11 protein-coding genes are annotated in these 12,668 nt (G+C 67.9%); 6 read left to right on the top strand and 5 right to left on the bottom strand.

What is annotated here, in order from left to right; all coding sequences use genetic code 11:
- Positions 1-5 precede the first annotated feature (5 nt).
- Genes E5206_RS04170 through E5206_RS04160 form a run of 3 tightly spaced genes read left to right on the top strand, consistent with a single transcriptional unit; the run spans position 6 to position 2,807 of the window.
- Positions 6-1,448 (top strand): ferredoxin reductase family protein, encoded by a 1,443-nt coding sequence (locus E5206_RS04170; RefSeq protein WP_136321393.1) that lies wholly within the window; start codon positions 6-8, stop codon positions 1,446-1,448.
- The gene (locus E5206_RS04165) at positions 1,445-1,981 is read left to right on the top strand and encodes an FMN-binding protein (RefSeq protein WP_136321392.1); all 537 of its coding nucleotides are present in this window, start codon (positions 1,445-1,447) and stop codon (positions 1,979-1,981) included. Before E5206_RS04170 ends, E5206_RS04165 begins: the two co-directional genes overlap by 4 nt.
- Positions 1,965-2,807, top strand: a complete 843-nt coding sequence (locus E5206_RS04160; protein WP_240689934.1) for an FAD:protein FMN transferase — start codon at positions 1,965-1,967, stop codon at positions 2,805-2,807. Before E5206_RS04165 ends, E5206_RS04160 begins: the two co-directional genes overlap by 17 nt.
- On the opposite strand, the gene E5206_RS04155 is transcribed toward E5206_RS04160, so the two are convergent.
- Both E5206_RS04155 and E5206_RS04150 read right to left on the bottom strand, forming a co-directional pair.
- Complete coding sequence (locus E5206_RS04155; protein ID WP_136321391.1) at positions 2,804-3,574, bottom strand: SGNH/GDSL hydrolase family protein; 771 nt, start codon at positions 3,572-3,574, stop codon at positions 2,804-2,806. The two genes, E5206_RS04160 and E5206_RS04155, sit on opposite strands and share 4 nt — an antisense overlap.
- A gap of 83 nt (positions 3,575-3,657) precedes the next feature.
- Positions 3,658-4,137, bottom strand: coding sequence for a MarR family transcriptional regulator (locus E5206_RS04150; protein WP_136321390.1), 480 nt, complete (start codon positions 4,135-4,137; stop codon positions 3,658-3,660).
- Between the two features lie 112 nt (positions 4,138-4,249).
- Here E5206_RS04150 and E5206_RS04145 point away from each other — a divergent pair, with 112 nt between their 5' ends.
- The gene (locus E5206_RS04145) at positions 4,250-4,537 is read left to right on the top strand and encodes a YciI family protein (RefSeq protein WP_136321389.1); all 288 of its coding nucleotides are present in this window, start codon (positions 4,250-4,252) and stop codon (positions 4,535-4,537) included.
- A 29-nt stretch (positions 4,538-4,566) separates the two neighbouring features.
- On the opposite strand, the gene E5206_RS04140 is transcribed toward E5206_RS04145, so the two are convergent.
- The gene (locus tag E5206_RS04140; RefSeq protein ID WP_136321388.1) at positions 4,567-5,415 is read right to left on the bottom strand and encodes an SGNH/GDSL hydrolase family protein; all 849 of its coding nucleotides are present in this window, start codon (positions 5,413-5,415) and stop codon (positions 4,567-4,569) included.
- 225 nt (positions 5,416-5,640) lie between these two features.
- Here E5206_RS04140 and E5206_RS04135 point away from each other — a divergent pair, with 225 nt between their 5' ends.
- Together E5206_RS04135 and E5206_RS04130 are read left to right on the top strand one after the other, a co-directional pair.
- Entirely contained in the window at positions 5,641-7,593 is a 1,953-nt protein-coding gene (locus tag E5206_RS04135) for an MFS transporter (RefSeq protein WP_136321387.1), read from the top strand.
- Positions 7,590-8,156, top strand: a complete 567-nt coding sequence (locus E5206_RS04130) for a TetR/AcrR family transcriptional regulator (RefSeq protein ID WP_136321386.1) — start codon at positions 7,590-7,592, stop codon at positions 8,154-8,156. The genes E5206_RS04135 and E5206_RS04130 overlap by 4 nt, the downstream gene beginning before the upstream one ends.
- Positions 8,157-8,267: 111 nt before the next feature.
- Here the strand turns inward: E5206_RS04130 and E5206_RS04125 are convergent, their stop codons facing one another.
- Positions 8,268-11,741, bottom strand: coding sequence for an ATP-binding protein (locus E5206_RS04125; protein ID WP_136321385.1), 3,474 nt, complete (start codon positions 11,739-11,741; stop codon positions 8,268-8,270).
- Positions 11,738-12,667, bottom strand: a complete 930-nt coding sequence (locus E5206_RS04120) for a DUF4194 domain-containing protein (RefSeq protein WP_240689933.1) — start codon at positions 12,665-12,667, stop codon at positions 11,738-11,740. The genes E5206_RS04125 and E5206_RS04120 overlap by 4 nt, the downstream gene beginning before the upstream one ends.
- Position 12,668 lies beyond the last annotated feature (1 nt).

The following is a 12,668-nucleotide window of genomic DNA, read 5'->3' as shown; positions in this document are numbered from 1 at the left end:
GAGGCATGAACACACAACTCCTGGCGCCCCGGCCTGCGGTTCCCCGCCGCTCCCCCGGCGCCGCGAATCCTTTCAGGGGACAGCACCGACGACGGTTGCTCACCGCGGACCTGCTGACAGTCCTGTTCTGGGCATCGCTGGCCGCAGCCGTCGCGTTGTGGATGGCCGACGGCGGCGCGGCGGGTTTCTCGACCCCCGCCGGGTCCTTCACGGCACTCGGGATTGTCACCGGCCTGGCCGGCATGGATCTGGTGTTGCTCATGCTGCTGCTGGCGGCCCGCATCCCGCTGATCGACCGCACCGTCGGGCATGACCGGGCCCTTGAGTTCCACCGCAAACTCGGGAAACCGGCCCTCTATCTTCTGCTCGGCCACGGGATCCTGATCGCGATCGGCTATGGAATGGCCGAAGGGCTGGACCCCGTCAGCGAGCTGGTTGCCCTGTGGGTCCTTGTCCCGGATATGTGGCTGGCCATTGTCTCGATTGGCCTGTTCATCGCCGTCGTCGTCACCTCCCTGGTGGCCGTCCGGCGACGTTTTCCGTACGAATTCTGGTACGCCGTCCACCTGCTGACCTACGCCGCGGTGCTGACCGCGATCCCCCACCAGTTCAGCGTCGGAGCGCTCTTTGCCGAGGGCACCTGGCAGCGCTGGTACTGGCTGGCGCTGTGCATCCTTACCGGCGCCGCACTGCTGTACTACCGGGTGGCGCAACCAGTGCTGGCAACGTTCAGGCACCAGTTGACGGTCAGCCGGGTGATACCGGTGGCGCCCGGCGTCGTCAGCATTGAAATGTCCGGGCTTCACCTTGATCAGCTAGCCGGGAGCGGCGGCCGGTTCTTCGTCTGGCGGTTCCTCGCCCCGGGCCTCTGGTGGCATCCACACCCGTTCAGCCTCTCGGCCGAGCCTATGAAGTTCGACGCCGGCGGCCGGGGCACGCTGCGGATTACGGTCCGCAACCTGGGACGGGGTTCGGCGCAGCTCGCTTCGCTGAAACGCGGCACCAAGGTGGCCGTGGAGGGTCCGTACGGACTGTTCAGCACCGCTGCGAGGAGCCGGAACCATGTAGTCATGGTCGGTGCCGGGATCGGCATTACGCCGATCCGCGCCCTGCTGGAAAGCACGCCGTTCCAGCCCGGGAACGCCACCGTGATCCTCCGCGGACACAGCGAATCCGAGCTCTATCTGGGCAAGGAAATCCTTGAACTCTGCAGGCGCCGGGGCGCCACGCTCTTCCACCTGACCGGATCGCGGCCAGCCGGCGTCCGGACCTGGCTGCCGGAGGGCTCCGCACGCGCCGGCCACCGGCTGGCCAGTTACGACCCGAACGTCGCCGATGCGGACGTCTACGTCTGCGGCCCCGCCGCCTGGGCGGAAAACGTTCTTGATGATGCCCGTGCAGCCGGCGTCCGCGACGAACAGCTCCACTACGAAAGGTTTGACTGGTGAGAATCCGTGCAGCAGTTTCAGCAGCCCTGGCCTCCGCCGGCATCCTCATGGCGGGCTGGCAATCGGGCATCCACGTAGCCGATACCGGCAGCTCCATCGCGAGCTCGGCCGGCACCACCGGCACCGGTTCGTTGGGCACCGATGCATCGGCGGGATCCCCCGGCAACTCCGGGTCCACGGGCTCGAGCGCAACGTCAGGCTCGAGCGCAACGTCAGGCTCGAGTGCCGGCGGCGCCACAGGGGCCTCGGCCAAAGCCGGAGGGACCTACCCCGGCGCCGTCGTCCAGACCCGCTTCGGCTCCGTCCAGGTGCAGATCACGGTTCAGGCCGGGAAAATCACCGATGTCACGGCGCTGCAGCTGACCGACGCCGAACGCAAGTCCGTGCAGATCAGCAACCGGGCCGCCCCGCTCCTGCGCGCCGAGGTGCTCAAAGCCCAGTCCGCAAACGTGCAGACCATCAGCGGTGCCACGGTGACCAGCGGCGCGTACTTGACCTCGCTGCAGGCGGCTCTCGATGCAGCCAACCTCTGAGCTGGGCAGTTCGGCGCTGAAGACCAGGACCTTTGGTTCCATGGGCACCATCGTCAGCCTGGCGGTTCCCGCCGGGGCCGTCCACGGAACGGCCGGTGGCGCGGACGGCGGGCTCGACGCCGCAGCTGCCGCCGTCGAACGGGTTTTTGCCGGGCTGGACGAGACTTTCAGCCTGTACCGCCCCGGTTCGGAGGCCAGCCGGCTTGCCCGTGGCGAGACCTCGCTGCGGCAGGCCTCCCAGCTGATGCGGGACCGCTACGCGGACGCGGTCAGTTGGCGCCTGCTGACGGAGGGCGCCTTCTCTGCGGAGCGGCCCGACGGCGTCCTGGACCTTTCCGGAATCATCAAGGGTTACGCAATCCAACGGTCAGGCGACGCGCTGCTGGCCCTGGGGATCGAGGACTGGTGCCTGAACGCCGGGGGCGATGTGCTGGTGAACGGCTCGCCTGATCCCGGGACGGAGACCGGGACCGGGGCTCACTGGCAGGCCGGGATTGTTGACCCGCAGGACCGCGGCACACTGATGGCCGGCTACGCCTTGGGCGGGTCCGGCACAAAGCGGGCCCTGGCGACCTCAGGCTCCGCGGAACGTGGCGACCATATCTGGGGCGTCCGCAGCCGGACAGAGGCCGGGGGCGCCGGGTTCCGCCAGGTGTCGGTGGCCGCGGCGGACATCGTCACCGCGGACGTGCTGGCGACGGCGATCGTGGCCGGCGGGATGCCGATGCTGAACCGGGCAGCCGACGGCTGGGACATCGAGGTGCTCGCCGTGCGGAACAGCGGCGAGCTGCTGGCGACGCCCGGTTTCCGGGCTTCGCGGACTTAGCCTGCTTCGAGGTGGGTGAGCCGGGCGTACCGCGGCGCCAGGCCGTCGCCTGAGGACGTTCCCGTCACGCGACGGACGACCCACGGCGCGGCGAATTCGCGGACCCACCGGGCGTTTGCGCGGATCGCTTCGGCCCGGCTGAGTTCCGGCACCGGCGTCATGGGCGGGATGTCGATCGAGTGCTCGTGTTCCAGAACGGTCAGGACGCGTTGGGCCATGTTGGCGTGGCCGGCGGGGGACATGTGCATCCGGTCGGTGCCCCACATGCCCCAGTCGTAGTACTCGCTGAAACGCCAGTAATCCACCAGCAGGGCTCCGTGGTCCCCGGCAATCCCCCGCACCAGCTCGTTGTAGATGGCAGTCCGGCCGCGCATGGTGCCGAAGATCTTGGAGCCACGCGCGTCGAAGCCCGTGAACATCACCACGGTGGCGCCCGTTGCCTTCAGCTTGCGGATGCCGGCATCGTATTCCACCAGAAGGGCATCGATGTCGATCTTGGGCCGGAGAATGTCATTGGCGCCGGCGTAGATGCTCACCAGCGTGGGTTTGAGTTCGACGGCGGCATCGACCTGCTCGGCCATGATCTGGCGGAGTTTCCTGCCGCGGATGGCAAGGTTGGCGTAGCCGAAGGACGGATCCGCGGAGCCGAGCTGTTCGGCGACCCGGTCTGCCCAGCCCCGGACACCGTTGGGACGCGTCGCGTCGTCGTCGCCGACGCCTTCCGTGAAGGAGTCTCCAAGGGCTACGAAGCGGGTCGTGAAATCCATGGATCCAGTCTGGCATCAGTTGCCGCGAGCAACAAAGACGGGCGTCCCCGCCCTACCTTGCCGGGGGCTGTCCTCGGCCGGACTCAGTTGTCGCGCAGGATCCAGTGGCCTGAGTCCAGGCGGCCCACTATCTTCTCGCCGATCCGGGCCAGGTCCGCGACGTCCTCCTCGCTCAACGCATCCAGGAGCAGCGACCGGACAGCCTCGACGTGTCCCGGAGCGAGCTCCTCAATGATGGCCATTCCGGCGTCGGTGAGGTGCGCGGTGGTGACGCGGGCGTCGCCCGGGTGGGGCCGGCGTTCGAGCCATCCCCGGTTCTGCAGCTTGGTGACCACATGGGAGAGCCTGGACAGGGAGGCGCTGGTGCGCGCGGCCAGTTCACTCATGGGCAGATACCGGCCCTCGGCCTCGGAAAGCATCGCCAGCACGTTGTAGTCGAACAGCGAGAGCTTGCCCGCTGCATGAAGCTGGGTGTCCAGGGCGGCCGGCAGCAGCGTGTTGATGCTCAGCTGGGCCAGCCAGGCACGGCGTTCGTCGGCATTGAGCCAGCGCGTTTCGGTCATGGCTACATTCTAGACTCGGAGCTTGACGGTTCAACCGCCCACCCGGGGTCCGCGCCCCGGTCCGCGGAAAACTTCCTCCCTGCCGGTCGCAGGCTCCGGGTAGGCTGACCGTATGTACGTAGTCTCCCTGACCTATAAGGTGCCCGAAGAGATCGTGGACTTCCACCTCCCGGCGCACGTCACCTGGCTGCAGGACGCCTTCGACCAGGGGGTATTCATGGTCGCGGGGCGCAAGATCCCCCGCACGGGAGCACTGCTGCTCTCCAACGCGGACCGGGACATCCTCGACGCCGCCCTGGCCAAGGATCCGTTCTACGTCAACGGAGTGGCCGACTTCGAGGTCATGGAGTTCCATGCGAACAGGGTGGCCGACGGCTACGAAAACCTCCTGGACAGCTGAACCGCGGGCGCCCACGCCACCGGCAGTCCTCAGCCCGGTCGCTGGCCCGGTCCCGGAACCCGGAGCAGTTTCTTCAGGCCGCCCTTGCGCGGAACCCTGACAGGTTCGGGCCAGCGCGGGCTGAGTTGATCCCCGAGGGTCACGCCGCGCAGCTTTCGTCCGAAGAGGGGCAGCACCCAGTCGCGCACCCAGCGGCGCTGCCGGCGCTCCCAGTCCCGGAGGCCCAGCTTGGCGGGCGGCTCCCACTCCAGGGGTTTGATCTTGTGCGGCACCCCAAGATGATCCAGGACCTGCCCGGCGAGGTATTTGTGGCCCGGCTTGGACATGTGCAGGCGGTCCGAATCCCACATCCGCGGATCGTAGTACGCGTCAAAGCACCAGTAGTCCACGAGCACGGCGCCGTATTTGGCGGCAATCCCGCGGACGCCCTGATTGTAGGCGGCGTTGCGCTTCTTCAGCGGTTCGAGCAGCGCGGACACCTTGACGTCGAAGCCCGTGAACAGCACCAGCGTGGCCCCGGTACCGGCGAGCGCACGCACAAGGGATTCGTAGTCCGTCATCAGGGAGCCGACGTCGGTGCCGAAATCCAGGATGTCGTTGCCGCCCGCGTAGAGCGTGACCAGCGTTGGTTTCATGGCAAGCGCCGGAGCCAGCTGTTCGTCGATGATATGGCGCAACCTCTTGCTCCGGACGGCGAGGTTGGCGTACTCCCAGCCCGGTTCGGCCTTGGCCAGCCTCTCCGCGACCCGGTCCGCCCAGCCCCTGACCCCGTTGGGCAGCCGGAGGTCGTGGTCCCCCACCCCCTCGGTGAAGGAATCCCCCAGCGCGACATAAACCCGCCGCCCATCCGTGCCCGGGGACAGTAGGTTTTCTGCCATGCCGCCACGCTAACCGACCAAGCCGACGTCGGGGTTAACGCACGGGGCCCATCAGGTGAGCTAAGCGGACGCCCCGCAGGACCGGGAGGCCTGTGGGCAGGAAGTGAGCAAACACATGGTGCCGGCGATTGCACCGGCCAGGTGAACAGTGGTTCACTCATCACGAGAGTAAACGCGCGTTCACCACCTGGCTGAGCGGCCCCTCCCTGCGGAAAGTTCAGCCCTATGACGCGAGAAAGCACCCTGCCCCGATCACCAAGGACCATCACGGCGGTCCTCGCAATTTCCGGCACCCTTGTCGCCCTGATGCAGACCCTTGTTGTGCCGCTGCTGCCGGACTTCCCGAGGATCCTTAATGTCACCGCCGACGACGCCTCCTGGCTCGTCACGGCGACGCTGCTCTCCAGTGCGATTGCCACCCCGATCGTTTCCCGCAGCGCGGACATGTATGGCAAGCGGAAGATGATGGTGGTGTGCATGGCCATCATGGTGGTGGGCTCCGTCCTGGCGGCCGTCGGCGGGAGCTTTCTTTGGCTGATCATCGGGCGGGCCATGCAGGGCTTCGCCTCGGCCCTGATTCCGGTGGGAATCAGCATCATGCGCGATGAACTGCCCAAGGAGAAAATGGGCTCGGCGGTGGCGCTGATGAGTGCCACGCTGGGCATCGGCAGCGCCCTCGGGCTGCCGCTCGCCGGGATACTTTACGAAAGCCTGGGCTGGGAATCGATCTTCTGGGTGTCTGCGGGCGCAGGCTCACTGCTGCTCGCTGCCGTGGTGCTGGTGGTTCCGGAGTCCAGGGTGCGGACGCCGGGCCGGTTCGACTACCTCGGAGCCATGGTGCTCTCTGCGGCGTTGGCCGCACTGCTCCTGGCCATCTCCAAGGGAGGATCCTGGGGCTGGGGCTCCGAGCCGGTGCTGCTGCTGTTCCTTGCCGCTGCGCTGCTCCTGGCTGTCTGGGTGCCCTATGAACTCAAGGCCGGCCAGCCGATGGTGGATCTGCGCACCTCCGCCCGCAGGCCGGTGCTGCTGACGAACCTGGCCTCGTTGCTGATCGGCTTTGCCATGTTCGCCAATATGCTCCTGACCACGCAGCAGCTCCAGCTGCCCGCCTCCACCGGCTACGGGTTCCAGCTGAGCGTCATCACGGCCGGCCTGTGCATGGTCCCCTCGGGGCTGGCCATGGTGGTGTTCGCTCCGGTATCCGGGGGCATCATCAAGCGGTTCGGAGGGCAGCCCGCCCTCATCGCCGGGGCGGCAGTCATGATTGCGGGGTACGTCGGGCGGGTCTTCTTCTGGGATTCCATCGCCTCGGTCATCATCGGTTCCACGGTTGTCAGCATTGGCACGGCCATCGCGTACGCGGCCATGCCCACCCTCATCATGGGAGCCGTGCCCATCACCGAGACAGCCTCGGCCAATGGCCTCAACAGCCTGGTTCGGTCGATTGGAACCTCGACGTCGAGCGCCGCCGTCGCAGCTGTCCTGACGTCCGTCACCATAACCGTCGGGACCGCGCAGCTCCCGGCCTTCCAGGCTTTCCAGGATGTCTTCTGGATGGCAACACTCGCGTCCGCGGCCTCGATCATGGCCGTTGTCTTCATTCCCGCGGCGGTGGGCGGCCGGCGGGCTCCGGTCCCGACGCCAGTCGCGAGCGAGCTCGTGGTGCAGGGCCGCGTCCTGTCGGCAGACCACCGCCCCCTCACGCCCGCCGTCGTCACGGTGCTGCAAACCACCGGTGAACCGGTGGACTGGAGCCGGGTGGACAGCGAGGGAAACTATTCGGTCGCGCTGCCCGGCGCCGGCAAATACCTGATGGTGGCCAATACGGCAGGATGGGCGCCCATGGCGGAAGTGTTCGACTTCGATGGCCGCACGCTTGGGCAGAACTTCCATCTGCACGACCGGCTGCAACTCGGCGGCGTGGCCAGGGCGGCCGGCACGCCCCTGGAAGGTGCGGTTGTGACGCTGCTGCAGGCCACCGGCGAGCATGTGGCCACCACCAGGACGGAGAACGACGGCACGTATTCGCTCCCGTTGCCCGCCCCCGGCCGCTACATCCTCACCATGCTTCACCCCCTCACCCATCAGGCGATGGCGCGGAAGCTGGCCGTGGACAACCGCTCGGTCAATGCCGATCTGGAGCTGGACACGCCCACCGAGCAGTTGGTGGACGCATGACAGGCCCGGGCTACGCGATCCCGTCCAGCCGCGACGCCGTCCTCGACTCTGCCGGAAGGCTGTTCGGCGCGCGCGGCTACCGTGCCGTGACAGTGCGGGACATTGCGTCCGACGCCGGCGTCTCGGCCGCTCTGGTGATGAAGCTGTACGGCTCAAAAGAGAAGCTGTTCGCGGCAGCGCAACCGGACGAATCGCTCCTGACTGAGCTGCAGGTGCCGGCCGCGGAGCTCGGCGCAAACCTGGTTTTCCGGGTGCTCATGAGGCGGGAGCGTGGCCTCAGGGAACCCTGGGCGATGCTCCCGTTCACCATCCAGGATTCCCCCACCCCGGAAACAGCCCGCGCCGGGACGCGTGAACTTTACCTGGCCAGTATCGCCGGCCTGATCGGGGACACGACCCGGGAGCGGCGCTACGCTTCCATGGTGGTGGCGCTGATGACCGGCTTCGGCGAGGCGGTCCGGACGTTTGGCCTGTTCGAGGGCTGGGATTTTGACGACGTCGTGGCCCGCTACGGGGCGATCGTGCAGGCCCAGATCGACGAGTGCCGGGCGGCCTGCCCCTGACCAGGCCCGGCGTCGCAAGGCAACGCGGGGTCACCTACGGCCCATTCCGGTGCGGATTATGGGCGCGGAGTGACCCCGCGTTGCCTTGGGCCGGAGCGGGCGCCGTCCGGGTCAGCGGAGGACGATGTCTACCGGGTTGGCCTCGGAACGCCAGGTCCCCTCGGATCCCGGACGCGGTCCGATCACCGGGGATGTGAGGACGCCGGAGCGGTTGGTGCGCTTGTCCCGGAGGATCTCCGTGACCGATCCGAGGTGCCGGGATAGGTCAATCACGTTCTCCGGCGCGGCCAGGAGCAGCTGGAAGCCGAATTCGTGCAGCGCCTTGATGCCGGCGCCGGCGAATTCCTCCGAGGCCAGCACGAAGGCCTCGTCCATCATCACGGTGCCGTAGGTGGTGAAGCCCTGCTCGGCAATGCCCAACTGGTAGCTCAGCGCCGCGGCCATGATGAAGGCCGTGAACCGCTGCCGCTCGCCGCCGGACATCGAGCCGGTGTCCGCGTGCATAAAGACCTCGGACTTCCCTGAGCCCTTTTTCGAGCCCTGGATCTCGCGGTGCTCCTTGCACTGGATGAACAGGTGCCCGCGGACGTCCAGCACCTCGGCACGCCAGCGCCGGTCCTCCGGGGTCTGCGAACCCAGCCGCTTCACCAGCGTTTCGAGCGACTTGTAGCGGTTGGTGAGCTCGGCGTCGTCGTCCTGCCCCGGCCCGGACGCCGGCACCGGCGCCTTCCCCGGCCGGCTGTGGCGGACCTTGAGCGCAGCCTGGATGGCGTCCTTGAACTGCTTGGCCGTGGCGGGCAGGGTCTGCTTGATATCCAGTTCCAGGAAGCTGCCCTCATGGAAATTGACCTCGGAGAGGATGCCGTTCAGCGGCAGGATCCGGCTCGTGATGGAGCGGCGTTCCTCATCGAGCAGGTGCAGCAGCGTGCTGAAGGATTCGTGCGTGCGCTGGTTGAAGAACTGCCGGAATTCGGCCTCCTGGGCGGGCAGCCCGTCGCTGACGATCGCGTGGTAGCGGGATTCGAACTCCCCCGCGGCGCCGATCGAGGTGCCGTGGTCCGCGGAGATCGCCGTGCCCCATTCGCGGACGAAGCCTTCGAAGATCCGGGTGAGGCGCTCGGAGGTGGCCTGTCCGCGGGACTCGGCCACGTGCAGTTCGGCGAGGAGCCGGGTGCGGACCTGGTTGGCCAGGTTGTCCAGTTCGTGCATCTCCCGGAGGTCCCCGGCGTCGGCGAAGTACGGTTCCAGCGCTTCGACGGTGGAGTCCGACGGCGGGGACTGCGCCAGCCGGGCGCGCGCGGCGTCCAGCAGCGAATCGGCAGCCGTCAGCTGGGAGTCGAGGGCCTTGTACTCGCTTTGCAGCACGGCGGCAGCCTCGGTGCTGGACTGGTGTTTGTGCCGGGCCGCCTCGATGTTCGCCCGCAGGGGCTCGAGGTCGGCCTGGGCGGCGAGGGCATCCTTGAGCCGCTGTTCGATCTTCGCGAGCTCATCCGCGGCCACGGCGGCCGAGACCTGCTCCCACGGGCGCAGGTCATCGGCCACGCGGCGCAGGGCCTCGAGCTGCCGGGTCATGCCCTGGTGCGATTCTTCCCGGCTTTGCGCCAGTTCGGCGGCCTTGGCCAGTTCCTGCTGCAGGTCCTCGACCTGGGCCGCCACGAGCTCCAGCTTGGCGGCGTTGTCGAAGCCGAGCACATAGTCCTGGCGGGACGTGAAACGGTCATCCTTCTCCACCGTGTGGCGGTTGCGCTTGACCACGCCGCCCAGGCTCAGGCCCTTGTCCAGCCTGGCCAGCTCGTCCGGGTCCTCCACACAGGGGTAGGCGAAGTCGAGGGCAATCCGTTCCCGGATCCAGGTACTGGCCGCCGCCAGCGCGTCCGGGTGGGGGGCCGCGTCGGTGAGGAAACCCAGCTTGGTCAGCAGCTCGCCGTCGGCCACGTCCTCGACGGCCAGCGCTCCGCCGGCGAGCGGCTTGGACACGTCCACCGCGCGGAGCGCCCCGCGGACGGAATGGTCGTTGAGGTACCGGGTCACGGCGGCGAAGTGCTCGCCGGGGACCAGCAGCGTCGTGGCGAGGCTCCGCAGTGCGCGCTCGGCGGCGGGCCGCCACTGTTCCTGGCCTTCGGCGAGGTCGATCAGCTCACCGCCGAACGGCATCTGCTCCTCTGGGACGCCGGTGGCGGCGGCGATGGCGCTGCGGTTTTCAATGCTCGACGGCGGCAGCAGGGACTTGCGTGTCTTGAGCGAGACGAGCTCCTGCTGGGCCGCGGCAAGTTCGCGTTTCCTGGTCGCGTGACCGTCGAACGCCTCGAAGCGCAGCTCCTTGAGCGCCTCCGAATCGTCCTTCAGTTCGGCCGAGCGTGCCGCCGCCTGCTCATGGGCCTGCTCCCAGCCGGCCGCCGACCACGGAAGTTCCAGGCCGGCGTCGGACAGCGCCGTCCGGGCGGATTCCTCCACCTGCTGCCGGAGCTTGAGCCCCACCCGGGCGTTCTCCAGCGACTGCTCGATCGCGGAGATCGCATTCCCGCCCTGGTTGTTGTAGTCCGCCTCGAGCTGGCGCAATTCCTTGGCCAGGCCGTCGCGGATGCCGCGTTCGGCGCCGAGTTCCCTGGCTTTGGCCTGCGCGAGCCCGCGGTAGCGTTCCAGTGTCTCCTCGTGGACCGTGACCGCGAGCCGCTGCTTGTAGGCCTCGAATTCCCCACCCGAGAGGTCCCGCAGCCGGTTCGCGTCGAGCAATGACTGGGCATATTCCCGGTTCAGTCCGGGGACCGGGGCCAGCTGGTCGCGCTGCTGCCGGACGTCCTCAAGGCGCTGCCGGATGGACATGAGGTTGCTGAATTCCTCCACTACGTCATCCGCGGCGGACAGCGTGGCGGGGGCATCCAGGACCTGGTCGCGGAAGAAGGTATTGACGCTGCCGCCCAGGCCCTTGCCGGCCTGGATCACGCGCAGCAGCGGAAGGGCCTGGTCGGAATTGATCCCGAGCAGCCGCCGGAAGCGTTCGGCGAAGGCCTTGTGGACGTCGAATACCTGGGCATCGGGAAAGATCGCGTCCAGGGCGGACTTGGTGAACCGCTTCTCCGCGATGACCTCGAGCGCCTCAAGGTCCAGCGGCCTGTTGTCGATCAGGTAGTAGCGGCCGACGCTGGACTCCGTGCCGTTTTTGGGCAGGTCAAACAGCGCCGAGACGGTCACCCTTGTGCCCGCGGCGTTGTCGAAGGTCAGTGCGACGGCGGACCAGGTGGCGCCGGGGCGCTGGAAGGCACTCGCCGAGCCCTCTCCGACGGCCTTGTCCCCCACCTTGCCGCGCATGTAGGTAAACGTGGTCCGCTTGTCCTCCACCGCACCGCCGGCACGCTGGGCCGCTGCCTCGTTGGAGCGCGGCCGGGCATCGAAGACCCGCAGCATCGCGTCGAAAAGCGTGGACTTGCCGACGCCGGAGTTACCGGTCAGCAGGGTGCCGTTGCGGTCCACGTGCATCGTGTGGGCGCCATGGAACGTGCCCCAGTTGACCACCTGGACTAGGGCCAGGCGCATCTGGCCGGGGTTGGTGAGGTCGCCGATGGGCAGCATGGTTGCGATGCTCACTTGGCTGCCTCCGCTTCGTCAGTGTGGTCGCCTTCCGCGGCCGCGTTGGTGGACGACGACGCCGCCCCCGCCCCTGCGCCGCGCAGCTGATCTTCGATCAGCTCAGCGCGCGGCTCCGACAGGCCCGATGCCACTCCCGGGGCGGCATCGGCGTCGTCGTCCTCTGTGTCATCCGCCTCGGTGTTCGCGGCCACATCGACGTCCAACTCCAGGAGCGGTTCGGTGCCTGCCTGGTCGGTGCTGGCTGCCACGAGGGCTTCGATCTGGGCCGGGATGTCTCCGATGTTTTCGAAGGGGAGAGCCAGGGGGAGGGCGTTGGAGATGGTGTAGACCTCGTCCAGTCCGGTGGTGAGGAGGAGTTGGCGGGCCAGGAGCTTGGTGATGGCCCGGTTGACGACATCGGAATCGCGCAGGGCGTCCTGCTGGCCGGCCGGCTGGTAGTGGGCCACGAGTTCGGCGATTTCCTCGCGCGTGATCGTGGGGTCCGTCTGGGCCGTGACATGGCGGTCCAGCAGGAGCCGGAGGCGGAGCAGCACGATCGTTTCGACGCGGCTCAGGGCCCGCTGCTGGCGCAGGATGCTGGAGCGGGTGCTGCCGCCGATCGCCTCGGGATCCACCGGGCGCAGCACGGCCACCTTGCGTTCGTGATCCAGCTGGAGGGTCAGGAAGACCTCGGACAGGCGGCTCCGCAGGATCAGCTGGTTATCCAGCAGGGTGGTCCAGAGCTTCTCGTCGCGGCCGCCGTCGACGTAGGGACCTTTGAGGAGTTTCACGAGGGCCTGGCGGACCTTCATCGGGAGCACGCCGGTGTCCCCCGGAAACAGCGCGGCGCCGTCCACGAAGGTGTCCCGCGGGGTCACGGTGAACGGGTCGGCGTGCGTGTGTTCAGGCTCCGCGGCCGCTGCTTCTGGCGAAAATTCAGTCATC

It is taken from the genome of Arthrobacter sp. PAMC25564, from assembly GCF_004798705.1.
Taxonomy (GTDB): Bacteria; Actinomycetota; Actinomycetes; order Actinomycetales; family Micrococcaceae; genus Arthrobacter.
This window is presented reverse-complemented; position numbering and strand designations above follow the sequence as displayed.